25 protein-coding genes are annotated in these 26,345 nt (G+C 71.5%); 6 read left to right on the plus strand and 19 right to left on the minus strand.

Features of this window, described 5'->3' with window-relative positions; all coding sequences use genetic code 11:
* Positions 1-38 precede the first annotated feature (38 nt).
* Positions 39-992: a LysR family transcriptional regulator gene (locus AQJ67_RS27315; RefSeq protein WP_062721937.1), complete on the minus strand. Its 954-nt coding sequence runs from the start codon at positions 990-992 to the stop codon at positions 39-41.
* A 63-nt stretch (positions 993-1,055) separates the two neighbouring features.
* Here AQJ67_RS27315 and AQJ67_RS27320 point away from each other — a divergent pair, with 63 nt between their 5' ends.
* Positions 1,056-2,330, plus strand: a complete 1,275-nt coding sequence (locus AQJ67_RS27320; RefSeq protein ID WP_062721938.1) for an MFS transporter — start codon at positions 1,056-1,058, stop codon at positions 2,328-2,330.
* Positions 2,331-2,389: 59 nt separating this feature from the next.
* Here AQJ67_RS27320 and AQJ67_RS27325 read toward each other — a convergent pair whose 3' ends face one another.
* The 5 genes from AQJ67_RS27325 to afsQ1 all read right to left on the minus strand — a co-directional run bounded on the left by AQJ67_RS27325 (position 2,390) and on the right by afsQ1 (position 6,393).
* Positions 2,390-2,596, minus strand: coding sequence for a PspC domain-containing protein (locus tag AQJ67_RS27325; RefSeq protein ID WP_062721939.1), 207 nt, complete (start codon positions 2,594-2,596; stop codon positions 2,390-2,392).
* 108 nt (positions 2,597-2,704) lie between these two features.
* Positions 2,705-3,256: a VanZ family protein gene (locus AQJ67_RS27330; protein ID WP_062721940.1), complete on the minus strand. Its 552-nt coding sequence runs from the start codon at positions 3,254-3,256 to the stop codon at positions 2,705-2,707.
* Between the two features lie 295 nt (positions 3,257-3,551).
* Complete coding sequence (locus AQJ67_RS27335) at positions 3,552-4,157, minus strand: hypothetical protein (protein ID WP_062721941.1); 606 nt, start codon at positions 4,155-4,157, stop codon at positions 3,552-3,554.
* Positions 4,157-5,719: a sensor histidine kinase gene (locus tag AQJ67_RS27340; RefSeq protein ID WP_062721942.1), complete on the minus strand. Its 1,563-nt coding sequence runs from the start codon at positions 5,717-5,719 to the stop codon at positions 4,157-4,159. The genes AQJ67_RS27335 and AQJ67_RS27340 overlap by 1 nt, the downstream gene beginning before the upstream one ends.
* The gene (afsQ1, locus tag AQJ67_RS27345) at positions 5,716-6,393 is read right to left on the minus strand and encodes a two-component system response regulator AfsQ1 (protein WP_062722075.1); all 678 of its coding nucleotides are present in this window, start codon (positions 6,391-6,393) and stop codon (positions 5,716-5,718) included. Before afsQ1 ends, AQJ67_RS27340 begins: the two co-directional genes overlap by 4 nt.
* Before the next feature lie 276 nt (positions 6,394-6,669).
* On the opposite strand from afsQ1, the gene AQJ67_RS27350 reads away from it, so the two are divergent.
* Complete coding sequence (locus AQJ67_RS27350; RefSeq protein WP_062721943.1) at positions 6,670-7,440, plus strand: SigE family RNA polymerase sigma factor; 771 nt, start codon at positions 6,670-6,672, stop codon at positions 7,438-7,440.
* A 195-nt stretch (positions 7,441-7,635) separates the two neighbouring features.
* On the opposite strand, the gene AQJ67_RS27355 is transcribed toward AQJ67_RS27350, so the two are convergent.
* Genes AQJ67_RS27355 through AQJ67_RS27365 form a run of 3 tightly spaced genes read right to left on the minus strand, consistent with a single transcriptional unit; the run spans position 7,636 to position 10,545 of the window.
* The gene (locus AQJ67_RS27355; RefSeq protein ID WP_079056217.1) at positions 7,636-8,340 is read right to left on the minus strand and encodes a uridine kinase; all 705 of its coding nucleotides are present in this window, start codon (positions 8,338-8,340) and stop codon (positions 7,636-7,638) included.
* A gap of 52 nt (positions 8,341-8,392) precedes the next feature.
* Entirely contained in the window at positions 8,393-9,919 is a 1,527-nt protein-coding gene (locus AQJ67_RS27360; RefSeq protein ID WP_167366228.1) for an MDR family MFS transporter, read from the minus strand.
* Between the two features lie 26 nt (positions 9,920-9,945).
* Positions 9,946-10,545: an NADPH-dependent FMN reductase gene (locus AQJ67_RS27365; protein ID WP_062721946.1), complete on the minus strand. Its 600-nt coding sequence runs from the start codon at positions 10,543-10,545 to the stop codon at positions 9,946-9,948.
* 128 nt (positions 10,546-10,673) lie between these two features.
* On the opposite strand from AQJ67_RS27365, the gene AQJ67_RS27370 reads away from it, so the two are divergent.
* Positions 10,674-11,411, plus strand: a complete 738-nt coding sequence (locus AQJ67_RS27370; RefSeq protein WP_062721947.1) for a TetR/AcrR family transcriptional regulator — start codon at positions 10,674-10,676, stop codon at positions 11,409-11,411.
* 124 nt (positions 11,412-11,535) lie between these two features.
* On the opposite strand, the gene AQJ67_RS27375 is transcribed toward AQJ67_RS27370, so the two are convergent.
* The 3 genes from AQJ67_RS27375 to deoC are packed head-to-tail and all read right to left on the minus strand — an operon-like array spanning position 11,536 to position 14,826.
* Entirely contained in the window at positions 11,536-12,429 is an 894-nt protein-coding gene (locus AQJ67_RS27375; RefSeq protein WP_062721948.1) for an aldehyde dehydrogenase family protein, read from the minus strand.
* Positions 12,422-13,858, minus strand: a complete 1,437-nt coding sequence (locus tag AQJ67_RS27380) for an aldehyde dehydrogenase family protein (RefSeq protein ID WP_062721949.1) — start codon at positions 13,856-13,858, stop codon at positions 12,422-12,424. The genes AQJ67_RS27375 and AQJ67_RS27380 overlap by 8 nt, the downstream gene beginning before the upstream one ends.
* 5 nt (positions 13,859-13,863) lie before the next feature.
* Entirely contained in the window at positions 13,864-14,826 is a 963-nt protein-coding gene (deoC, locus tag AQJ67_RS27385; RefSeq protein WP_062721950.1) for a deoxyribose-phosphate aldolase, read from the minus strand.
* Positions 14,827-15,168: 342 nt separating this feature from the next.
* Here deoC and AQJ67_RS27390 point away from each other — a divergent pair, with 342 nt between their 5' ends.
* Positions 15,169-15,846: a PH domain-containing protein gene (locus tag AQJ67_RS27390; protein WP_062721951.1), complete on the plus strand. Its 678-nt coding sequence runs from the start codon at positions 15,169-15,171 to the stop codon at positions 15,844-15,846.
* Between the two features lie 40 nt (positions 15,847-15,886).
* On the opposite strand, the gene AQJ67_RS27395 is transcribed toward AQJ67_RS27390, so the two are convergent.
* From AQJ67_RS27395 to AQJ67_RS27415, 5 genes are all read right to left on the minus strand, one after another.
* The gene (locus AQJ67_RS27395; protein WP_062721952.1) at positions 15,887-17,071 is read right to left on the minus strand and encodes a hypothetical protein; all 1,185 of its coding nucleotides are present in this window, start codon (positions 17,069-17,071) and stop codon (positions 15,887-15,889) included.
* A gap of 183 nt (positions 17,072-17,254) precedes the next feature.
* Positions 17,255-18,886 carry a phospho-sugar mutase gene (locus AQJ67_RS27400; protein ID WP_062722076.1) on the minus strand — a complete coding sequence of 544 codons (1,632 nt, stop codon included), beginning with the start codon at positions 18,884-18,886 and terminating at the stop codon, positions 17,255-17,257.
* 413 nt (positions 18,887-19,299) lie between these two features.
* Positions 19,300-20,124, minus strand: coding sequence for a purine-nucleoside phosphorylase (locus AQJ67_RS27405; RefSeq protein WP_062721953.1), 825 nt, complete (start codon positions 20,122-20,124; stop codon positions 19,300-19,302).
* 104 nt (positions 20,125-20,228) lie between these two features.
* Positions 20,229-20,540, minus strand: coding sequence for a hypothetical protein (locus tag AQJ67_RS27410; protein ID WP_062721954.1), 312 nt, complete (start codon positions 20,538-20,540; stop codon positions 20,229-20,231).
* Between the two features lie 6 nt (positions 20,541-20,546).
* Positions 20,547-20,984: a gamma-glutamylcyclotransferase family protein gene (locus tag AQJ67_RS27415; protein WP_062721955.1), complete on the minus strand. Its 438-nt coding sequence runs from the start codon at positions 20,982-20,984 to the stop codon at positions 20,547-20,549.
* Between the two features lie 81 nt (positions 20,985-21,065).
* Here AQJ67_RS27415 and AQJ67_RS27420 point away from each other — a divergent pair, with 81 nt between their 5' ends.
* Both AQJ67_RS27420 and AQJ67_RS27425 read left to right on the plus strand, forming a co-directional pair.
* The gene (locus AQJ67_RS27420; RefSeq protein WP_279616904.1) at positions 21,066-22,529 is read left to right on the plus strand and encodes an NAD(P)H-quinone dehydrogenase; all 1,464 of its coding nucleotides are present in this window, start codon (positions 21,066-21,068) and stop codon (positions 22,527-22,529) included.
* A gap of 166 nt (positions 22,530-22,695) precedes the next feature.
* The gene (locus AQJ67_RS27425) at positions 22,696-23,637 is read left to right on the plus strand and encodes a DeoR/GlpR family DNA-binding transcription regulator (protein WP_079056203.1); all 942 of its coding nucleotides are present in this window, start codon (positions 22,696-22,698) and stop codon (positions 23,635-23,637) included.
* Here AQJ67_RS27425 and AQJ67_RS27430 read toward each other — a convergent pair.
* Together AQJ67_RS27430 and AQJ67_RS27435 are read right to left on the minus strand one after the other, a co-directional pair.
* Complete coding sequence (locus AQJ67_RS27430) at positions 23,634-24,281, minus strand: TetR/AcrR family transcriptional regulator (protein ID WP_062722077.1); 648 nt, start codon at positions 24,279-24,281, stop codon at positions 23,634-23,636. The genes AQJ67_RS27425 and AQJ67_RS27430 overlap by 4 nt on opposite strands.
* Before the next feature lie 179 nt (positions 24,282-24,460).
* Entirely contained in the window at positions 24,461-26,233 is a 1,773-nt protein-coding gene (locus tag AQJ67_RS27435) for an acetyl/propionyl/methylcrotonyl-CoA carboxylase subunit alpha (protein ID WP_062721957.1), read from the minus strand.
* Positions 26,234-26,345 lie beyond the last annotated feature (112 nt).

A 26,345-nucleotide genomic window follows, 5' to 3' on the forward strand; every position in this document is an offset into this window, starting at 1 on the left:
CCGCGCGGCGGAGCCGCAAATCGATACGCCCCGCGCCCCTAACTCGGCAGTAGGTTGCCCCTTCTCGACAAGAGGAACTTCTTGAAGGCGGCCACTGGCGGGGTGTCCGGATGGCCGTCCAGCCATGCCACGCCGATCTCACGCGCCGCTCTTGGGGCTGTGACCGTCAGTTCCGCAACTCCTGGGCGGGGTACCGCCGGAGGAGGCAGGAGGGCGACTCCGAGCCCGGCTGCCACCAGACCCCTCAGCGTTTCGGCCTCCTCGCCCTCGAAGGCGATCTTCGGCTTGAAGCCGGCCTCCCTGCACAGGTCGTCGGTGATGCGGCGGAGGCCGTAGCCGGGTTCCAGGGTCACGAAGATCTCGTCGGAGGCTTCCGCCAGGCGGATGCGCTTGCGGGCGGCCAGGCGGTGGTCGGCGGGGACGACCAGGCGGAGCTTCTGTTCGTCTAGGCGGCGGGCCACCAGGTCGGGGGCGTCCGGGACGGGGGACGTCAGACAGAGGTCGAGCTCGCCCGCGCGCAGGCGTTCGAGCATGGCCTCGCCGTAGTTCTGGACCAGGCTGAAGCGGACGCGGGGGTGGTCGGCGCGGAAGGCGTGGAGGAGGCCGGGGACCGTTTCGGCGCCCATGGTGTGCAGGAAGCCGAAGGCGACCTTGCCGGTGGCCGGGTCGGCGTCGGCGCGGACCTCGTCGGCGGCGCGCGCGATCTCGGCGAGGGCGCGTTCGACCGAGGTGAGGAAGGTGCGGCCGGCGGGGGTCAGGGAGACCGTACGGCCGTGGCGGGCGAACAGGTCGACGCCCAGGTCCTGTTCCAGACGGACCATGGCCCGCGACAGCGTGGACTGCGGGACCTGCATCTCCTGCGCGGCCCGGGTGACGTGTTCGGTGCGGGCCACGCCGGCGAAGTAGACCAGGCGGGGGGCGAGCAACATCGTCATGTCTTCTGTGTCACTGGACGGTGACAGTCGAGGCTGTGAGCTGTACTGATGCGCCATGGGAACGATTATGGCGAATCCATGCATTGGACGGATCAGTGGGGCCGTACGTAACTTCGAAGCATGTCTCCCGCCAGTACCGGGGCGTCCACCATCGTGGACGCCGCACCCGCAGTCCCCGTCGTCGACTCCCGCATGGCCCCGGGCGGCCCCGGCTACCGCCGGATGAGCTTCGCCCTCTTCCTCGCCGGTGTCGCGACCTTCGCGCTTCTCTACTCCACGCAGGCCCTTCTGCCGCTGATCTCCGGTGAGTTCGGGGTGGCGGCGAGCGAGGCGAGCTGGACGGTGGCGGCCGCGACGGGCGGTCTGGCGCTGTTCGTCCTCCCCATGAGCGCGCTGTCGGAGCGGTTCGGACGCCGTACGGTCATGACGGCCTCGCTGGCCGTCGCGGTGATCGTGGGCCTGCTGGTCCCCCTCGCCCCCGACCTGACCGCCCTGGTCGTGCTGCGGGCCGTACAGGGCGCCGCGCTGGCCGGTCTCCCGGCGTCCGCGACGGCGTACCTCGCCGAGGAGGTCCGGCCGAAGGCGCTGGTCACGGCGATCGGCCTGTTCGTCGCCGGCAACAGCGTCGGCGGTATGAGCGGCCGCGTCATCACCGGCTGGGTCGCGCAGGAGTGGGGCTGGCGGATCGCCCTCGGGGTCATCGGCGTGATCGCGGTCGCCTGCGCCGTCGCCTTCCGGCTGCTGCTCCCCGCGCCGCGCCACTTCAAGCCGGGCTCGCTGCGACCGCGGGTGCTCGCCCGCACGGTCCGTGACCACCTCGGCAACCCGCTGCTGTGCCGTCTCTACGCCATCGGCGCCCTGTTCATGACAGTCTTCGGCGGCGTGTACACCGTGATCGGCTACCGCCTGACGGAGGCGCCGTTCTCCCTGCCGCAGGGCATCATCGGCTCGATCTTCCTGGTCTACCTGGTCGGCACGGTGTCGGCGTCCACGGCCGGACGGCTGGTGGGCCGCCTGGGCCGGCGCGGCGCGCTGTACGCGGCGGGCGCCACGACGGCAGCGGGGCTGCTGCTCTCCCTGGCGGGGTCCCTGCCGCTGGTCCTGCTCGGTCTGGTCCTGATCACCGGCGGCTTCTTCGCCGGGCACGCGGTGGCGTCCTCGGCGGTCAGCAAGACGGCCACGCAGGGGCGCGCCCAGGCCTCGGCGCTGTACCAGTCCGCCTACTACATCGGCTCCAGCGCGGGCAGCACGGTCGGTGCCGTCGCCTTCCACGCGGGTGGCTGGGCCGGGACCGTCGGGGTGGGGCTGCTGGCGGTGCTCGGTGTCGTGACGATCACGGTGTTCGGGACGCGGGCGGCCCGGGTGGCGCGGCGGGAGCTGGCTACGGCTGCCTGAGCCGGACGTGCGTGCGCCCCGCCGGGGGGGAGGCGGGGCGCACTGGTTTTTCCGGTGGGTTACCAGGCTGCGCGTGCCTTCGCCTTGTCCTCCGAGGGCAGCAATATCCAGAGGGCTATGTAGAGGAGAAACTGCGGGCCCGGAAGCAGGCAGGAGATCAGGAAGATCACGCGCATCGTCGTCGCGGAGGTGCCGAAGCGCCGTGCCAGCGCGGCGCACACTCCGCCGATCATGCGGCCGTGGGTGGGTCGGGCGAGCGCGGTCATGGTGCGGCTCCTTCGCGAGCGTCGGTCTGAGGCTCCTTGGCGGGGCCTCGTGAGGTGTTTCCTCAACTGACATCAACGCTACGGCGACGAACCGGGCAAAGCGTCACTCTACGGAGCTATACCGACCCTGGGAATCGTCGGGGTCCGCCCCTGAGAGGGCTCCTCCTGGGGGAGGGTCGACCGCAGGGCGCGCTCGGACCTGCGGCGGAGCCGGGCCCGGGCGGCGGGGACGATCGCGGCGTGGACCAGGCCCACGCCGACCGTGTTCAGCAGCAGTGAGTCGACGTCGACCGTCTGGCCGGGTACGCCCGTCTGGAGCAGTTCGATGGCCAGGGAGATCAGGGCGCCGGCGGCGCTCGTGCGGACCAGGGAGCCGATGGGGGAGGCGTCGGTCCTGCCGTGGACCATCGGGATCAGCACGCCCAGCGGGGCGAGGAGCGCCAGGCCCTCGACGATGCGGCGGGCCGCCTCCTGCCAGCCGAGCGCCAGGTCGGCTCTGATGCCGGCGAAGGGCTGCAGGTTGGCGGGCATCACCCAGGGGACGTCCAGGGGGCGCAGCGTGAGCCAGGCGACGAACGCGAGGTGCGCGACCAGGAGGACACCCCCGGTCACACGGATGCGGATCGCGGCGCTGCCGCCGATGGAGCCTTGACGCTGCACGCCTCCCTAGACGCGTGGTGCGGGGGGAACGGTTCCGGCGGTGGGGGCTGGGATGCCCGCGGGTGCCTCCGGCGGTTGGGCCGGGTATGCCTGCGGCGGCCCGTTGCGGTGGGTGGGGGTTCGCGTAGCACCTGGGCGTGCGTTGTGGGTCGGGGCCGCGCCGGGGGTGTCCGTCCTCGGTCCGGTGGTGGGCCTTGCGCGAGAGGTGTCGTTTCTTGACACCGGACTCCGCGGGCGGACACCCCCCGACACGGCCCCTTGCCGCCGTGGGCGAGTGCGGGTCCGCGGGGGTGTGTCAGGCGTCCGATACGTCTGTGGACGGGGGCTCGTTGGTGCCTGGTCTGGTGCGGACCTCGTCCGTGCACTCGTAGCGGCGGGGGGGAGTGGTGGTGGGGCCGCCCAGGATGACGGAGCCGTCGCCCTCGGCGGCTGTGGAGTCGGAGAAGGTGCAGACGATCTGGGCCAGGGCGTAGGACGTGAGGTCGTTGGGGGCTGTGCTCAGGTGGAGGGTTTCGTCGGGGTCGCCCGGGCGGGGGCCCGTCACGCCCATGGCGCCTCGGACGTCCGTGGTGTAGCCGGCCTCTTTTTCGGCGGTCGAGGGGGTTGCCTCCAGCTCGTCGAGGAGGCCCTGGGCCACCAGGACGCGGCGGGCCGAGTCGGCGGTGCCGTCGGGGACGCGTACGGTGCGGTCGACCGCCACCAGTTGGGAGCCGCACAGCAGGAAGACCTGGACCGGGAGGCCGCGCGCTGCCTGGGTCGACACGTCCGGTTCGGAGAGCGAGCAGTGCACGCGTGAGGGGGCGGGGCCGAAGTTGGTGGGGACCTCCGTGGACCGTATGCCGCATCCGGTCAGCAGGGCGGCGCCCACCGCCGAGAGAGCCAGCAGGCCGCGTACGTTCATCAGGCGTCGCCCTTCTTCCCGCCCTGGCCGTTGGTCTGTTCCGCCAGTTCCGAGGCGTCCCGGGGCAGGCGCAGGGTGAACACCGCGCCTCCCTCGGGGGAGTTGGCCGCGGTGATCTCGCCGCCGTGGATGTGGGCGTTCTCCAGGGCGATGGACAGGCCGAGGCCGCTGCCCTCGGAGCGGGGGCGGGAGGCGCTGGCCTTGTAGAAGCGGTCGAAGACGTGCGGGAGGACGTCCTCGGGGATGCCCGGGCCGTGGTCCTGGACCTGGATCACCAGCGCGTCCTCCGCTTCCCGGACCGAGACGCGGACCGGGGAGCCGCCGTGCTTGAGGGCGTTGCCGATGAGGTTGGCCAGGATGACGTCGAGGCGGCGGGGGTCCAGGCGGGCCATCATGCCGCGCTCGGCGTCGAGGTCCACCGCGTCCAGCCAGGCGCGGGCGTCGATGCAGGCCGTGATCTGGTCGGCGATGTCGACGTGGTCCAGGACCAGACGTGCGGTGCCCGCGTCGAAACGGGTGACTTCCATCAGGTTCTCGACCAGGTCGTTGAGACGGCGGGTCTCGCTGACGACGAGGCGTACGGCGGGCTCGATCATCGGGTCCATGGATCCGGAGTCCGCTTCCAGTTCCTCTTCGAGGACCTCGGTGACGGCGGTGATCGCGGTGAGAGGGGTGCGCAGTTCGTGGGACATGTCGGCCACGAAGCGCCGTGACGCCTCGTCACGCGAGGCCATGTCGGCGACCCGCTTCTCCAGCGCCTCGGCGGCGTTGTTGAAGGTCCGGGAAAGGTCGGCCAGTTCGTCCGTGCCGGAGACCCGCAGCCGCGTGTCCAGCTTGCCCTCGCCCAGGCGGCGGGCGGCGACGCCGAGCCGTTGTACCGGCTTCAGTACGGTCGTGGCGGCCGCCTGAGCCAGTAGTGCGGAGCCGATCAGGGCGAGGCCCGTGGCGATACCGAGGGACCAGGCAAGGGAGTTGAGGTCCTTGGCCTCCTGCTCCAGGGACTTCATCATGTAGCCGGTCGGACCGCCGCCGATCACCTTCGTGCCGGCGATCAGATACGGGGTGTCGTCCTCCACGACCCGCTGCCAGTACAGGTGGTACTCGGCCTTGTTGGAGGAGTTGATCTCCTGCTTCTCGTTCACGGCCGTGCGCAGCGACTTGGGCACGTCCGCGAGGGTGAAGCCGTCCAGGCCGCCGGAACTGCCGTAGGCGGGCTTGCCCTCGGCGTCCTGGGCGACGAGGAGGACGCTGAAGCGCTGGCTGCTGTTGGCCATCTGACCGGCCGTGTGCTGGAGCTCGTCCTGTGTCGGCTCCGTGGGCAGCAGGCCCGCGCGGTTCTGCATCTCCTGCTGGAAGTCGCGCAGCACCGCGTCCTGGGTGCGGGTGAGGACCGCCTCGCGGTTGAGCCAGTACGCGATGCCGGACGCGGACACGGCGGCGGTGAGCGCCACCAGGCCGAACACGACCACCAGGCGCAGTCGCAGACTGGTCAGACGCAGCCTCGACCACACTCCCTTGCGAGCCGCGACCCAGCCGCGGAAACCCCCTTGCGCGTTGGTCACTGAGGCGCGTCCAGGCGGTAGCCGACACCCCGGACCGTACGGATCAGGGTGGGGGAGGACGGGACGTCCTCGACCTTGGCGCGCAGGCGCTGCACACAGGCGTCGACCAGGCGTGAGTCGCCGAGGTAGTCGTGCTCCCAGACGAGGCGCAGGAGTTGCTGGCGGGACAGGGCCTGGCCCGGACGGCGGCTCAGTTCCAGCAGCAGGCGCAGCTCGGTCGGGGTGAGCTGGAGGTCCTCGCCGTTCTTCGTCACGGTCATCGCCGCGCGGTCGATGACCAGGCTGCCGAAGCTCGCCGCGTCGTTCGACTCGCGTTCACCGCGCCGCAGCACGGCCCGGATCCGGGCGTCGAGGACGCGTCCCTGCACGGGTTTGACGACGTAGTCGTCCGCGCCGGACTCCAGTCCGACCACGACGTCGATGTCGTCGCTGCGCGCGGTCAGCAGGATGATCGGCAGCTGGTCCGTGCGCCGGATGCGCCGGCACACCTCGAAACCGTCGATGCCGGGCAGCATCACGTCCAGCACGATCAGGTCCGGCCGCTGCTCACGCAGCAGTTTCAGACCGTCCTCGCCGGTGGCAGCGGTGGCCACCCGGTGTCCCTGGCGCGTCAGTGAGAGCTCCAGGGCCGTACGGATGGCGTCGTCGTCCTCGATCAGCAACAGGGAAGGCACGGGGGTCATTCTGGCCCATGCGGGGCGGTCTTTCGACACCTGTACGAGCTGTACGGCTACGCGCACGTAGCGCTCATGACTGTGTCCGGGCTGTCGTGCGCCTGGGGGCCGGCTCTGGCACAGGCCCCTGTGACAGGTCTGTGACAGTCGGCGGACACGGCCATGAAGGTGCCCGGGCAAGCTTTTCGGCACAGGCAAGACAGCAAGTCGCACCACAGCATCACCACAGCAAGACGAACGAGCAGAACACCGGAAGTCCACGACGGGGGGCGCGAGATGAACACGCTGCACGGCACCAGCAACAGCGCAGTGATCACGCGTCTGCACGACGTGAACGGGGGCCGGGGTTCGGAGAAGTCCGGTGCCGTGAGCGGGCGGGGGTGCGCTCGCGGCACCGGGCGTCAGCACACCGCGTACATGACGGTGGTTGACGGTTTCACGGGGGAACCCGCGGCGGTGGCCGCTATGGGTACGGCCGGGGGAGCCGCGTACAGGGAGGGCTCGGGGGAGCGGCGTCGCTCGCTGTCGGAGGCGGAGTTCACCGCCTACGTCCAGGAGCGCCGCGCCTCCCTGTACGCAACCGCCTACCACCTGACCGGTGACCGCTTCGAGGCCGAGGACCTGCTGCAGAGCGCGCTGTTCTCGACGTACCGGGCCTGGGACCGGATCAGCGACAAGGCCGCGGTCGGGGGCTACCTCCGCCGCACCATGACGAACCTGCACATCAGCGCGTGGCGCCGCCGCAAGCTGAACGAATACCCGACCGAGGAGCTGCCGGAGACGCCCGGCGACACGGACGCGATGCGCGGCACCGAGCTGCGCGCCGTCCTGTGGCAGGCGCTCGCCCGGCTCCCCGAACTCCAGCGCACGATGCTGGTCCTGAGGTACTACGAGGGCCGCACCGACCCGGAGATCGCGGAGATCCTCGACATCAGTGTCGGCACGGTGAAGTCCAGCATCTGGCGGTCGCTCCGCCGGCTGCGCGAGGACGAGGTCCTCAGCTTCGGCCGTGACGAGGAGGACGCCTTCGGGGAGCTTGTCGCCTGAGGGTACGGGGGGAAGCCGAGGGGGATCGGTAACGGGGGAGCGGTAGGAAGTGGGGGGACCCACGGGGGCCGGGGGGCCCACGGGGGACCGATCGGGGGAAACACGGGGGATGCTCCCACGGGGGAATCGGGGGAGCACGGCAAGAGCGGGGCTGGAGGGCCGGGGGGTCCATCCAGTCCCGTTCTTGTTGTGCGCTCAGCGGGCCGAAGTAGCCGCGGGGCAGCGGCCCGCGGCGGCCGCGGTGAGGCGGCCGAGGGCCTCGTCCCGGTCGCAGGCGTAGGCGCCGAGGGCGCTCTGGCGGGCGATGATCGACCGCTCCAGGCGCATCAGTCGCCAGCCGCGGCGCAGCAGGAACGGCACCGACTTGCGGCCTTCCCGCAGGTCGCGCAGGAAGCGGCGGCGGAACGTCTTCACCGGGCCGCGGCTCAGGCACAGCGCGTCGGCCAGCACGCCGAGTTCCCGGCAGCGGGTCACGATCTCGGCCGCGAAGATGCCCTCCGCGATGAACAGCGGGGTACGGCCGATGTCCACGCTCTCCTCGCCGGTGCGGGCGCTGAGCGAGATGTCGTACAGCGGAACGTTCGTACGGCTCGTGCGGCACAGCTCCACGATGGCCGCCACGGCCGCGTCGGCGTCCCACGAGTCGGGGTGGTCCCAGTCGATGTCGGAACTCGCGGGGACCTGCGGCAGCGTCGGGTCGTCGCCCTCTTTGTAGAAGTCGTCGAGCCGCAGGACCGGAAGTCCTGAGCGGGCGGCGAGCAGGGACTTGCCGGAGCCGGAGGGGCCGCAGAGCAGCACGACTCGCGTCGGTATGGGCGGTTGGGAACTCACGGGACACCAGTGTGAGGCATCGCCGGGTCCCTCAACGACCCCGCGGTGCGGCTTTGATGTGTGCGTCACACCGGAGAGCTCCCTCTTGCCCCGCCCGGTCACCCTGTGCACGCGGGCCGGTTCAGCGGGTGCGCAGGGGGACCTCCCGGATCAGCCAGGACACCGCGAACGCCACGGCGCACAGCGCGGCCGTGCCGAGCGCGACACCGTGCAGGCCGTCGACGACCCCCGTCCGGAAGGCGTGCCGGACCGGGGCGGGCAGCTCACGCAGCAGCTCGGGGGTGAGCTCCGCCTCGGTCAGCCGTGTGCCGTCGGCCCCCAGCCGGTCCGTGACGGTCGCCGCCAGCCGGTGGGTGTACACGGACCCGAGGACGGCGACCCCGAGCGAGCCGCCGATGGTGCGCAGCAGCGTCTGGGTGCCGCTGGCCGCGCCCATGTCGCGCGGCTCGGCGCTGTTCATCGTGATGAGCATCGTCGGCTGCATCAGACAGCCGATGCCCACACCGAGCACCAGGGTCAGACCGGAGGCCACGGGCGCCGACGTGTCCGTGCCGAGCGTCAGCAGGGCCAGCGCCCCCGCCGCGGCCAGCGCGCCGCCCACGACGGGGTAGCCGCGATAGCGCCCGCCGTCGCCGACCCGTCGCCCGATGACGAGCTGGGCGCCCATCATGCCCAGCATCAGCGGAAGCAGCAGCAGCCCGCTCTCGGTGGCCGACATGTCCCGGACGAACTGCATGTACTGCGGCAGATAGCTCGCCGCCGCCAGCATCGCCGCGCCCGTGACGAAGCTGATGACCTGCGCCACCGTGAAGTTGCGGTCGTGGAACAGCCGGGGCGGGATCACCGGCTCCGGGGCGCGCCGCTCGACCCGTACGAAGGCGGCCAGCGCCAGGGCGGCGACCAGGGCGAGCCCGAGAATCCGCGGCGACGACCAGGGGTACGTCGTCCCGGCCCAGCTCGCGAGCAGCGTCAGGGCAAGGATCGCACCGGTCAGCAGCCCGGCCCCGGCCAGGTCGATCCGTGCCCTGACCCGCGGCGCGCGCAGCCGTACCCCGAGGCCCACGAGGGCGAGGGCCACGGCGCCGACGGGGACGTTGACGTAGAACACCCAGCGCCAGTCCAGTTGGTCCGTGAGGAAGCCGCCGGCCAGCGGTCCGCCGATCAGCGCGGCCGGCAGCAGCACCCCGATCAGCGACTGGGCGCGGCCGGCCTCCGCCGGGGTGAGCAGGGTGCCGATGAGCGAGAGCGCACCCACGAACAGGCCGCCCGCGCCGATGCCCTGCAGTGCCCGGAAGGCGATCAACTGGCCCATGTCCTGGGCGAGTCCGCACAGCACCGAACCGGCCAGGAACACGGTGATGGAGGTGAGATAGCTGCCCTTGTGGCCGTACAGGTCCCCGAGTTTGCCCCAGATCGGGGTGGATACGGCCGTGGTGAGCAGATAGGCGGTGAGCACCCAGGACAGGTGGTCGAGGCCGCCCAGGTCGCCGACGATGGTCGGCAGCGCGGTGCCGACGACGGTGCCGTCGAGCGTGGCGAGCACGATGCCGAGCAGCAGGCCGAGGATGACCGGCCGGGACGGCGGGGCGGCCGGCCGGGTCTGCGGGCGTGGCTCCTGCGTACCGGTTTTGCCGGTGGATGTGTCCATGGTTCCCCCTCGTCCGAGGCCGGCGGTCAGGCGACGTAGCGGCGGACGGACCTGGCGTCCCGCAGCGCGTGACCCCACCAGGCCAGCTGGTCGAAGAGCGCCTTCGCGGCCGTGTCGGCGGCCGGGTCCGTGCAGCTGCCGTCCGCGTCGAAGCGGCTCCACGCGTCGTGGAAGCTGACGGTGTTGCGGATGGTCGTCGCGTTCAGCTCGGCCATGACGACGCGCAGTTGCTCCACGGCACGCAGCCCGCCGGAGCGGCCGCCGTAGGAGACGAAGGCGACCGGCTTGCCGTGCCACTGCTCGTTGTGCCAGTCGATCGCGTTCTTCAGCGACGCCGGGAAGCTGTGGTTGTACTCGGGCGTGACGAGGACGAAGGCGTCGGCCGCCGCGAGCCGTGGCGAGACGAGGGCCAGCTGCTCCTCGGCGCCGGACGGAAGCGGCTGACCGAAGGCCGGGAACACCGTCGGCAGCGGTGTCTCCGCCAGGTCGACGACATCGCCCCGCAGGTCGTCGCGCTGCTCCAGATGCCCGGCCAGCCACTTCGTCACGACCGGCGCGAAGCGTCCCTCCCGGGTCGAGCCGACGAGGACGGCGACGTGGAGGGGTTCGGCGGGTGGGGTGGACATGAGGCTCCCTTGAGTTGCGTCCGAGTGCCGATGTGTACGACGTATTCCTGTGATTACAACGTACACATCTGTGTGTACGCCGTCTACTGGCGATACGCTGTACACGCATCGACCGAGAGGAGTGCGCCATGGCGGTCGCGAAGCACGAGGAGGGCGAGGTCGCGGAACCCTCGCTCTGGGAGCGCCTGGAACAGCCCGCCCCGGTCCCGCGCGCGTCCCTGACCCTGGAGCGGATCGCCGCCGCCGCGGTCGAGATCGCCGACGAGGAGGGCGGCGCCGCCGTCACCATGCGCCGCCTCGCCACCAAGCTCGGGGTCACCCCCATGGCCGCCTACCGGCATGTGTCCGGCAAGGACGACCTCTGGGCGCTCATGATCGACCGCGTGTCCCGGGACCTCGCCCTACCCGACGACGCCGGGGACTGGCGGGGGGTGCTGCGCTCCTACGCCCTGCAGACCCGGGAGCTGATGCTCGCCCACCCGTGGACGGCGCTCATGCCCACCTCGATCGTCCTGCTCACCCCGGCCCGGATGGCGGTGGCCGAGCGGGGGTTGTCCGCGCTCGACGCCCACGATCTGGATGCCGACTCGGTGATGGCCGCCCTGCGGGCCGTCACCTCCTTCGTGCACGGCTCGGCCCAGACCGAGATCGCCATGCGGGACTACCAGGAACGCAACGGCTGGACCAGCGGCGACGAGACGCGGGAGGCGCTCGCCCCGCAGATGCGCTATCTGATCGGCACCGGCCGCTACCCCGTCTTCGAGAAGTACGCCCTCACCGCGACCCGCAAGGACGACCGGGCCTGGGAGTTCACCTTCGGCCTCGACTGTGTGCTCGACGGCATCGGACAGCGCCTCGGGATCTGACGGAGGCACCAGCGCCCACACAGGCCGCGCACACGGGCACGGAAGAAGCCCCGGCCCTCCTGGACGGAGGAGGACCGGGGCTTCCGTATCGGGGCGGTACGGCGGACGTGCGGCGCGGTACCGGCTAGTACGACGAGCCGGACGCGCCCAGCGACCCCGTCGGGTGCCAGACCGTCTTCGTCTCCAGGAAACCCGTCATGCGGTCGATGCCGGGGTCGGCCGACCAGTCCACCTCATCCACAGGCTGTGGACGCAGGACGCGCTTGAGGTTGTCCGCCGCGGCGATCTCCAGTTCCTTCGCCAGGACGTCGTCGGCGCCCGCGAGGTCGATCGCGTTGACGTCCTGGTGCGCGGCGAGCGGCGTCGCGATCTCCGCCGTACGGCCGGACAGGACGTTGACCACACCGCCGGGCAGGTCGGAGGTGGCCAGGACCTCGCCGAGGGAGAGGGCGGGCAGCGGGGACTTCTCCGACGCCACCACGACCGCCGTGTTGCCCGTCGCGATGACCGGGGCGACGACCGAGACCAGGCCCAGGAACGACGAGTCCTGCGGGGCCAGGACCGCCACCACGCCCGTCGGCTCGGGGGAGGACAGGTTGAAGAACGGGCCCGCGACCGGGTTTCCGCCGCCGACCACCTGGGCGATCTTGTCGGTCCAGCCCGCGTACCAGACCCAGCGGTCGATCGTCGCGTCGACCTGCTCGGCCGCCTTGGACTTCGAAAGACCCTCGGCGTCGGCCACTTCGCGCACGAACTGCGCCTTGCGGCCCTCCAGCATCTCCGCGACCCGGTAGAGGATCTGGCCCCGGTTGTAGGCCGTGGCGCCCGCCCAGCCGCCGAACGCCTTCCGCGCGGCGACGACCGCGTCCCGCGCGTCCTTACGGCTGGACTGCGGTGCGTTGGCCAGCCAGCTGCCCTTCGAGTCCGTCACCTCGTACACCCGGCCGCTCTCGGAACGCGGGAACTTCCCGCCGACGTACAGCTTGTAGGTCTTGAAGACAGACAGTCGGTCAGACATCGAGGTACGCCTCCAGGCCGTGGCGGCCGCCCTCGCGGCCGAAGCCCGACTCCTTGTAGCCGCCGAACGGCGAGGTCGGGTCGAACTTGTTGAACGTGTTGGACCAGACGACACCGGCGCGGAGCTTGTTCGCGACGGCCAGGATCCGGGAGCCCTTCTCGGTCCAGATGCCCGCCGACAGTCCGTACGGCGTGTTGTTCGCCTTGGCGACCGCCTCGTCCGGCGTACGGAAGGTCAGGACCGACAGCACCGGGCCGAAGATCTCGTCGCGGGCGACCGTGTGCGCCTGGGTGACGTTCGTGAAGAGCGTCGGGGCGAACCAGTAGCCGCTCTCGGGCAGTTCGCAGGCCGGGGACCAGCGCTCGGCGCCCTCCGCCTCGCCCTGCTCGACGAGCGAGGTGATACGGGTGAGCTGCTCCTCGGAGTTGATCGCGCCGATGTCGGTGTTCTTGTCCAGCGGGTCGCCGAGACGCAGCGTCGACAGGCGGCGCTTCAGGGAGTCCAGCAGCTCGTCCTGGATCGACTCCTGGACGAGGAGGCGGCTGCCCGCGCAGCAGACCTGGCCCTGGTTGAAGAAGATCCCGTTGACGATCCCCTCGACGGCCTGGTCGATCGGGGCGTCGTCGAAGACGATGTTGGCGCCCTTGCCGCCCAGCTCCAGGGTGACCTTCTTGCGGGTGCCCGCGACGGTCCGCGCGATCTCCTTGCCGACGGCCGTGGAGCCGGTGAAGGCGACCTTGTTCACGTCCGGGTGCGCGACGACCGCGGCGCCCGCGTCGCCGTAGCCGGGAAGGATGTTGACGACGCCCTTGGGCAGGCCGGCCTGGCGGCAGATGTCCGCGAAGAAGAGGGCGGAGAGAGGGGTCGTCTCGGCGGGCTTGAGCACCACCGTGTTGCCGGTGGCGAGCGCCGGGGCGATCTTCCACGCCAGCATCAGCAGCGGGAAGTTCCAGGGGATGACCTGGCCCGCGACGCCCAGCGGGCGCGGGTTCGCGCCGTAGCCGGCGTGGTCGAGCTTGTCGGCCCAGCCCGCGTAGTAGAAGAAGTGCGCGGCGACCAGGGGGAGGTCGGCGTCGCGGGTCTCCTTGATCGGCTTGCCGTTGTCCAGGGTCTCCAGGACGGCCAGCTCACGGCTGCGCTCCTGGATGATCCGCGCGATGCGGAACAGGTACTTGGCGCGCTCGGCGCCGGGCAGCGCCGACCACTTCTCGAAGGCCTTGTGGGCCGCCTTCACCGCGCGGTCCACGTCCGCCTCGCCCGCCTGGGCGATCTCGGCGAGGACCTCCTCGGTGGCCGGGGAGACGGTCTTGAAGACCTTGCCCTCCGCCGCCTCCACGAACTCGCCGTCGATGAACAGGCCGTACGACGGCGCGATGTCGACGACTGCGCGGGACTCGGGGGCCGGTGCGTATTCGAATACCGATGCCATGGTGATCAGTCCACCGTCACGTAGTCGGGGCCGGAGTAGCGGCCGGTGGCCAGCTTCTGACGCTGCATCAGCAGGTCGTTCAGAAGCGAGGAGGCGCCGAAGCGGAACCAGTGGTTGTCCAGCCAGTCCTCGCCGGCGGTCTCGTTGACCAGGACGAGGAACTTGATGGCGTCCTTGGAGGTGCGGATCCCGCCGGCCGGCTTCACCCCGACCTGGATGCCGGTCTGGGCGCGGAAGTCGCGCACCGCTTCCAGCATGAGCAGGGTGTTCGCCGGGGTGGCGTTCACGGCGACCTTGCCGGTGGAGGTCTTGATGAAGTCGGCGCCGGCGAGCATGCCGAGCCAGCTCGCCCGCCGGATGTTGTCGTACGTCGACAGCTCACCGGTCTCGAAGATGACCTTGAGGCGGGCGCTGGTCCCGCAGGCCGACTTCACGGCGACGATCTCGTCGTACACCTTCATGTAGTTGCCCGCGAGGAACGCCCCGCGGTCGATGACCATGTCGATCTCGTCGGCGCCCGCCGCCATGGCCTCGCGCACGTCCGCCAGCTTGACGGTGAGCGGGGCGCGCCCCGCCGGGAACGAGGTGGCGACCGAGGCGACCTTCACGGTGGACCCGGCGACGGCCTCCTTGGCGGTGGCCACCATGTCGGGATAGACGCAGACGGCCGCGGTCGCCGGGGTCGTCCGGTCGGTCGGGTCGGGGTGGACCGCCTTGGCGCCGAGCGCCCGGACCTTGCCCGGGGTGTCCGCGCCTTCCAGCGTCGTCAGGTCGACCATCGAGATGGCGAGGTCGATGGCGTACGCCTTGGCGGTCGTCTTGATGGAACGGGTACCGAGGGACGCCGCACGCCCCTCCAGGCCGACCGCGTCGACACCGGGCAGCCCGTGAAGGAAGCGGCGCAGCGTGCTGTCGGACGCGGTGACGTCCGTGAGTGCGTGAGCTGCGGCAGATGCATTGGTGGGCATGGTCACCAGACGAGCATATCTACGCGCGTAGCGGCTGTACACCCCAGGACATGGATCTGAGGCACGGATCCCACAGGAACGGGAGGGGCCACCCTGCTGACGCCGGGGACCCGCACCCCCCAAGGGGCGCGGGGAACTGCGCGACCAGCCCCATCCGACCCGCACCCGCCCACGCACACCGCACCCCCACGGCGATCGGGCGCTCGCCTCCCGGCATCTGCCCCCGACGGCGATCGGGCGCTCGCCCCCCCCCGCACCCGCACCCGCCCACGCACCCCGCACCCTCCACGGCGACCGGGCGCCCCGCCGAGCCGCCGGCAGGCATGCGGCACAATCGGCCCCATGACGACCCCCGACCCCGAGCACCAGCCCTCCACCCCGGACCCCGTATCGAGGGACCGGGTGTACCGCTCGCCCATGGGCATCCTCGGCGGCGTCGCGCTGCTCGCCATCGTGTTCTGGCTCGGTGTCGACGCGCTGGTACGCGGCGAGAGTCGCACGCAGTGGCTCGCGCTCGCCGCGATGATCCTGATCGTGCCGCTGGCGTCCGCGTTCACGCTCCGCCCCGCCGTGTACGCCAACGAGGAGCGCCTGCGCATCCGCAACCCGCTGCGCGTCGTCGTGGTCCCCTGGGGACAGGTCGCCTCGCTGCGGTCCGGCTACTCGAACGAGGTCGTCGCGCAGTCCGGCACCAAGTACCAGCTCTGGGCGATCCCCGTCTCCCTGCGGGCCCGCAAGAAGGCGGCGCAGCACGCGGACCGCACGGCCGCGGAGAAGAACACCGCGGGCCGGGGCGGCGGCGGAGGACGCGGGCTCCGTGGGTCGCGCGGGGCGGCGGACGCGAACGGTCCGACGCGGGCCGAGACCGACAAGATCATGGACGATCTGCGGGAACTGCTGGAGAACCACGGGGACGCCGAGTCCGCCCAGGGCGAGGTGAGCGTGCGATGGGCCTACGAGGTGATGGGCCCGGCGGTCGCGGGGGCCGTGCTGCTGCTGATCCTGCTGGCGGTGGCCTGAGAGCCGACGGGACCGGCTGAGGGCTGCGCGGGATCGGCGGTCAGGGCGCTCCCGGATACACCAGAGCCATGTACGCGCCGCAGTACGCCGAGCCCATGACCGCCCCCGCGAGGACCAGCGCGCGGTAGCGACGGCTCGCGCGGGACAGGTGCATGGCGAGGGGGAGCAGGAGCGGGAAGGCGGGGAGCAGGAAGCGGGCGCGCGGGAAGTAGACGCCGCCGCTGCCCAGGACGATCGCCAGCAGTACGGCCGTGAAGACCAGCAGCGCGACCGGCTGCCGGTCCGCCACGGCCAGCCCGAACAGCACGACCGACGCGATCAGGGTCAGCGTCACCATCACCAGGAACAGCTCGGGCTTCGGGGCGTGGATCAGCAGCCGCCGCATCTGGCGCAGCGTTTCGAGGCCGCCGTCCAGCTCGTTGTGCCACAGCCGCTGTACGGCGAAGTAGCCGTCCCAGCGCCCCACCCGCAGGCCCACCCAGCCGACGTACCCGCACCAGCCGAGCGGCGCGACCACGGCGGCCGCGAGGGCACGGAGGCCGAAGCGGCGGCGCAGCGCGAGCAGGGCCGCGGTCGTGACCGCCGCCGCCACCGCGACGCCGGTCGGGCGGGTCAGGCCCGCGAGCGCGGCGAGCCAGGCCGCGGCGAGGAGCCGGCCGGTGAGCACGGCGTACAGGGACCAGGCGGCGAGCGCGGTGAACAGGGACTCGGTGTAGCCCATCCACTGCACCAGGCCGACCGGGAGCGCGGCCCACAGGGTGGTCAGCAGGACACCGGCCCGGCGCCCGTACAGCCGGTCGCCGACCGCGAAGACTCCCCACGCGGCGACCACGGAGGCGATCACGGCGAGGCCGAGGCCGGTGCTCGCGCGGGTGCCCGGGGTGAACACCGAGAGGGCCTTCACGAGGGTGGGGTAGAGCGGGAAGAACGCCAGGTTGTTGGCGTTGCGCGCGGTGCCGAGCTCGTGCGCGTAGCCGTGCTCGGCGATGCCGAGGTACCAGTCGGCGTCCCACTGCGTCGCCAGGATCGGCCAGACGCCGTGCCCCTGCCGGTGCGCCCAGACGGTGAGGAACAGCAGGCCCGTGCCGCGTACGGCGACGTAGGCGAGGAGGGCGGGGGCGGCGTGGCGCAGGGCGGGGAGGAGCGCGGGGCGGGCCGTCGGTGGGGGGCGGGAATCCGGGGCGGTGGGCGTGCGGGGGGTCGGCCGGGATGCGGTCGTGGACACGGCGCGGCTCCAGGCGGATCGGTGGTGCGTCTCCCGTCCACCGTTGCCCGGCGGGCGCCGCGGGGCGTGGAGCGCGGGTCAGCCCCGGTGCGGAAATCGCCCGAAAGGGTGCCTCCGGATGGGGGCACCCTCTCGGGAACGATCAGTGAGTCGTCGTAGGACTCCGAGCCGGCCGCGTACGGCTCAGATGCCCGCCGCCGTCGAGAGGTCCCGCTTGATCGTCGCGAGCAGGCCGGCCGCCTTGGCGCGGGCGTCCGGCAGCTCGGCGTGCGCGGCGACCGGGACGACGACCTCCAGGTAGCACTTCAGCTTGGGCTCCGTGCCGCTGGGCCGGACGATGACGCGGGCGCCTTCGAGGGTGTACCGCAGACCGTCCGTGGGCGGGAGCGTCTCGGTGCCCCGGGTGAGGTCCTCGGCGCGGGTGACGGCCAGACCGGCGAGCTCGGTCGGCGGCTGCTCGCGCAGGCGGCGCATGGCGTTCGCGATGACCGACAGGTCCTGGACGCGGACCGAGAGCTGGTCGGTGGCGTGCAGGCCGTGCTCCACGGCGAGGTCGTCGAGCAGGTCGAGGAGCGTGCGGCCCTCGGCCTTGAGGGCGGAGGCCAGCTCGGTGATCAGCAGGGCGGCGGTGATGCCGTCCTTGTCGCGTACGCCCTCGGGGTCCACGCAGTAGCCGAGGGCCTCCTCGTAGCCGTAGCGCAGGCCGTCGACGCGGGCGATCCACTTGAAGCCGGTGAGGGTCTCCTCGTGGGGCAGGCCCGCCTTCTCGGCGATACGGCCGAGGAGGGAGGAGGAGACGATCGACTCGGCGAACGTGCCCCGCGCGCCGCGGCGTACGAGGTGCGCGGCGAGCAGCGCGCCCACCTCGTCGCCGCGCAGCATCCGCCAGGCGTCCCCGTCCTTGACGGCCGCGGCGCAGCGGTCGGCGTCGGGGTCGTTGGCGATGACCAGGTCGGGGTCGGTCTCGCGGGCCTTGGCGAAGGCCAGGTCCATCGCGCCGGGCTCTTCCGGGTTGGGGAAGGCGACGGTGGGGAAGTCCGGGTCGGGCTCGGCCTGCTCGGCGACGAGGGCCGGGGCGGGGAAGCCGGCGCGGGCGAAGGCGGCGAGGAGGACGTCCTTGCCGACGCCGTGCATCGCCGTGTAGACGGTGCGGGCGGTGCGCGGGGAGTCGGGCGCGAGGACCGCGTCCGTGCGGGCGAGGTAGGCGTCCAGGACGCTGTCGTCGAGGGTTTCCCAGCCCTCCGTGGGGCGGGGGACGACGGTCAGGGACGGTACGGCGGCGATCTCCTCCGCGATCTCGATGTCCGCGGGCGGGACGATCTGGGAGCCGTCGCCGAGGTAGACCTTGTAGCCGTTGTCGCGGGGCGGGTTGTGGCTGGCGGTGACCTCGACTCCGGCGACCGCGCCGAGGTGCCTTATGGCGTACGCCAGGACCGGGGTGGGCAGGGGGCGCGGCAGTACCGCTGCGCGCAGGCCCGCGCCCGTCATCACCGCCGCCGTGTCGCGGGCGAAGTCCTCCGACTTGTGGCGGGCGTCGTAGCCGATGACGACGAGGCCGCCCTCGTGGCCCTGCTTCCTGAGATACGCGGCGAGGCCTGCGGCGGCGCGGATGACGACCGTGCGGTTCATGCGCATCGGGCCCGCGCCGAGTTCGCCTCGCAGTCCCGCTGTGCCGAACTGGAGGGTGCCGCTGAAGCGTGCGGTGAGCTCTTCGGTGTCGGCTGTTTCGATGAGCCTGGCGAGCTCGTCGCGGGTCTGCGGGTCCGGGTCCTCGCTGAGCCAGGCCTGGGCCCGGGCGATGAGATCGTCGTGCACGTCGGTCAACCTCTCGTTCGTGTGGTTCGGGAGCGGGGCGGGTCCGGGTGTCTTCTCTCGCCCCCGCCGCCCCTACCCGTCCCATCCCTGGGGGCTGCGCCCCCAGACCCCCCTGATCGGCCCTGCGGGCCTCGTCCTCAAACGCCGGACGGGCTGGGGGTGCCTGGGCCGGCTGTGGCCCTCTGCGGGTGGGTGGGGGTTGGGGACGGTGGTGGCTCGTCCTCGAACGCCGGACGGGCTGAAAGATCCAGCCCGGCCCCGGCAATTCCAGCCCCTCCGGCGTTTGAGGAGCGGGGTCTGGGGCGGAGCCCCAGAAGGGGCGCGGGGCTGTGTCGATTTGCGGCTCCGCCGCGTGGACGCGACCAGCCCCCACCGGCCCGCACCCGAAAGACAACCGGGGGCGAGGAAACGGCCTACAGCCGCCCGAGTACCTGCGCCAGCAGCGACCCCATCCGCGTCGCCGAGTCGCGCCCGGCCTGAAGGACTTCCTCGTGGTTGAGGGGCTCGCCCGTCATCCCGGCGGCGAGGTTCGTCACCAGGGAGATGCCCAGCACCTCCGCACCCGCCTCACGCGCCGCGATGGCCTCGAGCACCGTCGACATACCCACGAGGTCCGCCCCGATGACCCGAGCCATCCGGATCTCCGCCGGCGTCTCGTAGTGCGGGCCGGGGAACTGGGCGTAGACACCCTCCTCCAGCGTGGGGTCGATCTCCTTGCACAGGGCGCGCAGACGCGGCGAGTACAGGTCCGTCAGGTCGACGAAGTTCGCGCCGATGATCGGGGACGTCGCCGTGAGGTTGATGTGGTCGCTGATCAGGACCGGCTGTCCGGGCCGCATGCCCTCGCGCAGGCCGCCGCAGCCGTTGGTGAGGACGATCGTCTTGCAGCCGGCCGCCACCGCGGTGCGTACGCCGTGGGACACCGCCGCCACGCCGCGACCCTCGTAGTAGTGGGTGCGGCCCAGGAAGACGAGGGCGCGCTTGTTGCCGATCCGGTACGAGCGGATCTTGCCGCCGTGCCCTTCCACCGCCGGCGGCGGGAAGCCGGGCAGCTCGGTGACCTGGAACTCGGCCTCGGGTGCGCCGAGGGCGTCCACGGCCGGCGCCCAGCCGGAGCCCATCACGAGGGCGACGTCGTGGGTCTCGGCGCCGGTGAGTTCGCGCAGGCGCGCGGCGGCGGCGTCGGCGGCGGCGTGGGGGTCGCCCTGGATGTCGTCCGGAAGAAGAGATGCGTTCACGCGACTGAGGGTAGCCGGTTTGGGCCTACGCGCGTAGATGACAGAGCTCACGGGATGGCGATCGTTGTCTTGTTGTTTCCGACGAAGGGGTTCCCCTCCGGGGCTCAGGTGTCCGGGACGAGGATGTCGGAGTCGTCGAGAACCGTCACCTCTATGACGATCAGGCGGCGCAGACTGATCGTGTATTCGACCAGGACGTCCCTGGTGAGCCGGACCCGACGGGTGGTCCCCGCAGGGTCGCTCGCCCGGGACACGGAAGGAAACGGGTCCTGGGCAAGGGCGGCGAGTCCTCTGTCGAACGCGGCGCGTCGCAGGTCGTCGAGCCCGTCGCGGACAGTCGCGGCCTGCTCGGTGTACAGGGGTTCGAGGGCGCGGGGGGCGGTTAGGACGGGATCACGTACGGATTCTCCGTGCATCCCCCCTCAACACGGCCGCTTCCGCAGCTCCATCACGTAATCGTGTGGCGCTCCCGCCGACTCCGCCGCGTCCGCGATCTCGCCCAGGTACCGCGCCGCCGGCAGCCCGCCCTCGTAGGCGTTCAGCACGTAGACCCACGCCGGCTCCTCGCCCTCCAGCGTGTCCACCCGCACTCGCAGCCGCCGGTAGATGCCGAGGCCGACGCCCTCCCAGCGGTCCAGGGACTCCTCGTCCATCGGGGCGATGTCGTACAGCGCGACGAAGACCTGCTCCTTCGGCTCCTCGACGAGCGTCGCCAGCGCGCCGTCCCAGCCGAGCTGCTCGCCCCCGAACGTCAGTCGCCACCCGTTCAGCCAGCCGGTGGCGCGCAGCGGCGAGTGGGGGGCGCGGCGGGTCATCAGCCGCGCGTCGAGATTGCCGGCGTACGCGGCGTAGAGCGACATGGGGAGAGGGTACGGCAGCGGAATCGTCCGTCCCTCCCGTAACAGTGGTGTCTCGGGCGGGCCCCCACGCAGTGGCACCGTGTGGCGTGCGGGACAATGGAGTACGTGACTCGGATCGTGATCATCGGTGGCGGACCCGGCGGATACGAGGCGGCCCTGGTGGCCGCCCAGCTCGGCGCGGAGGTGACCGTCGTCGACTGCGACGGTCTGGGCGGGGCGTCGGTGCTCACCGACTGCGTGCCGTCGAAGACTCTCATCGCCACGGCCGAGGTGATGACCACCTTCGACTCCTCGTACGAGGAGCTGGGCATCATCGTCGCCGACGACACGCCGCACATCGACACGCCCGCCCGGGTGGTGGGCGTCGACCTGGGCAAGGTCAACCGGCGTGTGAAGCGGCTCGCGCTCGCCCAGTCCCACGACATCACCGCCTCCGTCACCCGTGCCGGCGCCCGGGTCCTGCGCGGCCGCGGCCGGCTGGAGGGCATGCAGGGCCTCGACGGGTCGAGGAAGGTCGTGGTGCGCGCCGCGGACGGCACCGAGGAGACCCTCACCGCCGACGCCGTCCTCATCGCCACCGGCGGTCACCCCCGCGAGCTGCCGGACGCCCAGCCCGACGGCGAGCGCATCCTCAACTGGACCCAGGTCTACGACCTCACCGAGCTGCCCGAGGAGCTCATCGTGGTCGGGTCGGGTGTGACGGGTGCCGAGTTCGCCGGCGCCTACCAGGCGCTCGGATCGCGCGTCACCCTCGTCTCGTCCCGGGACCGCGTGCTGCCGGGCGAGGACCCCGACGCCGCGGCCGTCCTCGAGGACGTCTTCCGGCGCCGCGGCATGAACGTCATGGCCCGCTCGCGCGCCGCCGCCGCCAAGCGGGTCGGCGACCGCGTCGAGGTCACCCTCGCCGACGGGCGTGTCATCAGCGGCAGCCACTGCCTCATGGCCGTCGGCGCCATCCCGAACTCCGCGGGCATGGGCCTGGAGGAGGCCGGGGTCAAGCTGCGCGAGTCCGGGCACATCTGGACCGACAAGGTGTCCAGGACGACCGCGCCGGGCGTGTACGCCGCCGGTGACGTCACCGGCGTCTTCGCCCTCGCCTCGGTGGCCGCGATGCAGGGACGTATCGCCATGTACCACTTCCTCGGCGACGCGGTGGCCCCGCTGAACCTCAAGACCGTGTCCTCCAACGTCTTCACCGACCCCGAGATCGCCACCGTCGGCTACTCCCAGGCCGACGTGGACGCGGGCAAGATCGACGCCCGGGTCGTCAAACTGCCGCTGCTGCGCAACCCGCGCGCCAAGATGCAGGGCATCCGGGACGGCTTCGTCAAGATCTTCTGCCGTCCGGGTACGGGCATCGTGGTCGGCGGCGTGGTCGTGTCGCCGCGCGCCTCGGAACTGATCCATCCGATCTCGATCGCGGTCGACAACAATCTGACGGTCGAACAGATCGCGAACGCCTTCACCGTGTACCCCTCCCTTTCGGGCTCGATCGCCGAGGTGGCACGGCAGTTGCACACCCGGAAGTCCGGCGGCGAACTCTGACGGCCGAAACCAACTCCCCGCTGGTCACGGGGAGTTGTCGAGCATGCGTGCGGCATAGGCGGCAGGACTAGGCCCTATACCACTTCTCGCCCTTGCGTACGAACAACTTCTGTTATTCGGCGCAAACTGCTGAAAGCAGACGGTCGTTGGGGTTACTGTCAGTTTCGTGTTCGCTGCAGAACGTCGCCAATTGATCCTCGAAATGGTGCGAGCGAACGGGGCCGTGTCGCTCCGTGAGCTCGCCCGCGTCGTCCAGACCTCCGAAGTGACCGTACGGCGGGACGTGCGCGCACTGGAGGCAGAAGGACTCCTCGACCGCCGGCATGGCGGTGCGGTATTGCCGGGCGGGTTCACGCGGGAGTCCGGCTTTCCGCAGAAATCACATCTCGCGACCGCCGAGAAGACGGCCATCGCCGACCTCGCCGCGAATTTCGTGGAAGAGGGCGAGGCGATCGTCGTCGGGGCGGGGACCACCACGCAGGAGCTGGCCCGTCGGCTCGCTCGCGTCCCCGGACTGACCGTCGTCACCAACTCCCTCCTGGTGGCACAGGCGTTGGCCCATGCCAACCGGGTCGAGGTCGTTATGACCGGCGGCACGCTCCGCGGGTCGAACTACGCGCTGGTGGGCAGCGGCGCCGAACAGTCCCTCCAGGGACTGCGGGTGTCGCGGGCCTTCATCTCCGGGAGCGGACTCACCGCCGAGCGCGGGCTGTCCACGTCCAACATGCTCTCCGCGTCCGTCGACCGGGCGTTGGTGCAGGCGGCCGCGGAGGTCGTCGTCCTCGCCGACCACACGAAGCTCGGTACGGACACGATGTTCCAGACGGTGCCCACCGATGTCATCACGCGGCTGGTCACCGACGAACCGCCGGTCCACGACGACCGTGCCCACACCGAGCTGCAGGCCCTCGCCGATCAGGGGGTGCAGATCGCCGTGGCCGGGGCGAGTGGGAGCCCGGGGGGTGACGAGGTCCCGGCGCGGCGTCGTTCCCTGCCGGGGCCTAGGCGGGGGCAGGGGTTGCGGTCCGCTGCGGCGGTGCTCGGTGAGCAGGGGACGGCGGAGAGGGAGCGGGAGCGGGCCCGGGTTGCGGATCTGCGACGGCGTTAGGTTCGCCTGTTCGCCGTAGGGGTTCGTGCTGTCGTGCGGGTGCGGGTCGTGCGTGGTTGCTCGCGCAGTTCCCCGCGCCCCTGAGGTTGGCTGCCCTCAGGCGCCTTCAAGCCGCGCAGCGTCAGGTGTAGCAGTCTGTCCGCCAGGTCCGGGTCACCCGGCGATTCCTCCGCCGCCAGTGCGATGGCATGGGTGAGTTGGAGGAGGTCGGTGATCGCCACGTCGTGCCGGACTGTGCCCGCCTCCTGGGCCCGGGCCAGTAGTGCGCCGCCCGCCTCCCTGATCGGGCCGCTGCAGTTGGACAGGGCCGAGGTGGGGTCGGTGGTGACGGACATCAGGGACCTGGCCAGGCCGCGGTACTCGCCGGCGTGAGTGACCATCTCGCGTAGCCAGGTCACCAGGGCCGCGCAGGGCTCGGGGGCGTCGAGGAGTTCGTGGGAGCGGGTCAGGAGGTCGCCGACCGCGTCTTCGAAGACCGCGCTCAACAGGGCGTCGCGGTTGGGGAAGTGTCGATACAGCGTGCCGATGCCCACGCCCGCTCGGCGGGCCACGTCCTCCAGGGACGCGGCGGTGCCGTGTTCGGCGAAGGCGGAACGCGCCTCGGTCAGCAGACGCTCGTAGTTACGGCGGGCGTCGGCGCGCATGGCGCGCGGTGAGGCCGACGCGCTCCCGCTCTCCGCGCCCTCGCGTGAGGTCGCGCTGACCATCGCTCTCACCTGCCCTCTCCCGTACCCGGGTGTGTCTCCAGGATGCCACCCGGAAAAGACGAGACGCCCGGCGGACTGTTGGCTCAGTCCGCCGGGCGCCCCGGATGCCGTATGCGTCAGTCCTTGATCTCGCAGATCGCGGCGCCCGAGGTGAGGGAGGCGCCGACCTCGGCGGACAGGCCCTTGACGGTGCCGGACTTGTGGGCGTTCAGGGGCTGTTCCATCTTCATCGCCTCAAGGACGACGATCAGGTCGCCTTCCTTGACCTCCTGGCCTTCCTCGACGGCGACCTTGACGATGGTGCCCTGCATCGGGGAGGCGAGGGTGTCGCCGGAGGCCGCGGGGCCGGACTTCTTGGCCGCGCGCCGCTTGGGCTTGGCTCCGGCGGCGAGGCCGGTGCGGGCCAGCGACATGCCGAGCGAGGACGGGAGGGAGACCTCCAGGCGCTTGCCGCCGACCTCGACGACGATCGTCTCGCGGTCCGGGTCCTCGTCCGTCTCGGTGTCGGCGGGGGCCGCGAAGGGCTTGATCTCGTTGACGAACTCGGTCTCGATCCAGCGGGTGTGGACCGTGAAGGGGTCCTGGCTGCCGGTCAGTTCCGGTGCGAAGGCCGGGTCCGTGACGACCGCGCGGTGGAAGGGGATGGCGGTGGCCATGCCCTCGACCTGGAACTCCTCCAGGGCGCGGGCGGCGCGCTGGAGGGCCTGCTGCCGGGTGGCGCCGGTGACGATCAGCTTGGCCAGCAGGGAGTCCCAGGCCGGGCCGATCACGCTGCCGGACTCGACGCCCGCGTCCAGGCGGACGCCGGGGCCGGTCGGCGGGGCGAAGGCGGTCACCGTGCCGGGGGCGGGCAGGAAGTTACGGCCCGGGTCCTCGCCGTTGATGCGGAACTCGAAGGAGTGGCCGCGCAGGACCGGGTCGCCGTAGCCGAGTTCCTCGCCGTCGGCGATGCGGAACATCTCGCGCACGAGGTCGATGCCGGCGACCTCCTCGGTGACCGGGTGCTCGACCTGGAGGCGGGTGTTGACCTCCAGGAAGGAGATCGTGCCGTCCGCGCCGACCAGGAACTCGACCGTGCCGGCGCCGACGTAGCCGGCCTCCTTCAGGATCGCCTTCGAGGAGGAGTACAGCTCGGCTACCTGGGCCTCGGAGAGGAAGGGCGCGGGGGCCTCCTCGACGAGCTTCTGGTGGCGGCGCTGGAGGGAGCAGTCACGGGTGGAGACGACGACCACGTTGCCGTGGGTGTCGGCGAGGCACTGGGTCTCGACGTGGCGCGGCTTGTCGAGGTAGCGCTCGACGAAGCACTCGCCGCGGCCGAAGGCGGCGACCGCCTCGCGGACCGCCGAGTCGTACAGCTCGGGGACCTCTTCCAGGGTCCGGGCCACCTTCAGACCACGGCCGCCACCGCCGAACGCCGCCTTGATGGCGATCGGCAGGCCGTGCTCCTCGGCGAACGCCACGACCTCGTCCGCACCGGACACCGGGTCGGGCGTGCCGGCGACGAGCGGGGCACCGGCGCGCTGGGCGATGTGCCGGGCGGCGACCTTGTCACCGAGGTCGCGGATGGCCTGCGGCGGCGGGCCGATCCAGATGAGGCCGGCGTCGAGGACGGCCTGGGCGAAGTCGGCGTTCTCCGACAGGAAGCCGTAGCCGGGGTGGATGGCGTCCGCGCCCGATTCGCGCGCGGCGTTCAGCACCTTGTCCATGTCCAGGTAGCTGGTCGCCGGAGTGTCACCACCCAGGGCGAACGCCTCATCCGCGGCGCGGACATGCAGAGCGTCCCGGTCAGGGTCGGCGTATACGGCCACGCTCGCGATGCCGGCATCCCGGCAGGCCCGGGCCACGCGGACAGCGATTTCGCCACGGTTGGCGATGAGCACCTTGCGCACGATTGAGGCTCCCTCCTTGAAACAAGCCGAGTTTAGGGACTGCCGACACGCCACATCGACCCGTCCCCAGTGGTGAGCTTGCCCACACGGAGCGTGATTCCAGGTCCGTTCG

The sequence above is a fragment of the Streptomyces caeruleatus genome, from assembly GCF_001514235.1.
GTDB lineage: Bacteria > Actinomycetota > Actinomycetes > Streptomycetales > Streptomycetaceae > Streptomyces > Streptomyces caeruleatus.

What these genes read in the sequence shown, in the direction of transcription:
- AQJ67_RS27315 (WP_062721937.1), bottom strand. Translation starts at nt 992, where the DNA reads ATGGCGCATCAGTACAGCTCACAGCCTCGACTGTCACCGTCCAGTGAC.
- AQJ67_RS27320 (WP_062721938.1), top strand. Translation starts at nt 1,056, where the DNA reads ATGTCTCCCGCCAGTACCGGGGCGTCCACCATCGTGGACGCCGCACCC.
- AQJ67_RS27325 (WP_062721939.1), bottom strand. Translation starts at nt 2,596, where the DNA reads ATGACCGCGCTCGCCCGACCCACCCACGGCCGCATGATCGGCGGAGTG.
- AQJ67_RS27335 (WP_062721941.1), bottom strand. Translation starts at nt 4,157, where the DNA reads ATGAACGTACGCGGCCTGCTGGCTCTCTCGGCGGTGGGCGCCGCCCTG.
- AQJ67_RS27350 (WP_062721943.1), top strand. Translation starts at nt 6,670, where the DNA reads ATGAACACGCTGCACGGCACCAGCAACAGCGCAGTGATCACGCGTCTG.
- AQJ67_RS27360 (WP_167366228.1), bottom strand. Translation starts at nt 9,919, where the DNA reads ATGGACACATCCACCGGCAAAACCGGTACGCAGGAGCCACGCCCGCAG.
- AQJ67_RS27365 (WP_062721946.1), bottom strand. Translation starts at nt 10,545, where the DNA reads ATGTCCACCCCACCCGCCGAACCCCTCCACGTCGCCGTCCTCGTCGGC.
- AQJ67_RS27370 (WP_062721947.1), top strand. Translation starts at nt 10,674, where the DNA reads ATGGCGGTCGCGAAGCACGAGGAGGGCGAGGTCGCGGAACCCTCGCTC.
- AQJ67_RS27375 (WP_062721948.1), bottom strand. Translation starts at nt 12,429, where the DNA reads ATGTCTGACCGACTGTCTGTCTTCAAGACCTACAAGCTGTACGTCGGC.
- AQJ67_RS27380 (WP_062721949.1), bottom strand. Translation starts at nt 13,858, where the DNA reads ATGGCATCGGTATTCGAATACGCACCGGCCCCCGAGTCCCGCGCAGTC.
- deoC (WP_062721950.1), bottom strand. Translation starts at nt 14,826, where the DNA reads ATGCCCACCAATGCATCTGCCGCAGCTCACGCACTCACGGACGTCACC.
- AQJ67_RS27390 (WP_062721951.1), top strand. Translation starts at nt 15,169, where the DNA reads ATGACGACCCCCGACCCCGAGCACCAGCCCTCCACCCCGGACCCCGTA.
- AQJ67_RS27410 (WP_062721954.1), bottom strand. Translation starts at nt 20,540, where the DNA reads ATGCACGGAGAATCCGTACGTGATCCCGTCCTAACCGCCCCCCGCGCC.
- AQJ67_RS27415 (WP_062721955.1), bottom strand. Translation starts at nt 20,984, where the DNA reads ATGTCGCTCTACGCCGCGTACGCCGGCAATCTCGACGCGCGGCTGATG.
- AQJ67_RS27430 (WP_062722077.1), bottom strand. Translation starts at nt 24,281, where the DNA reads ATGCGCGCCGACGCCCGCCGTAACTACGAGCGTCTGCTGACCGAGGCG.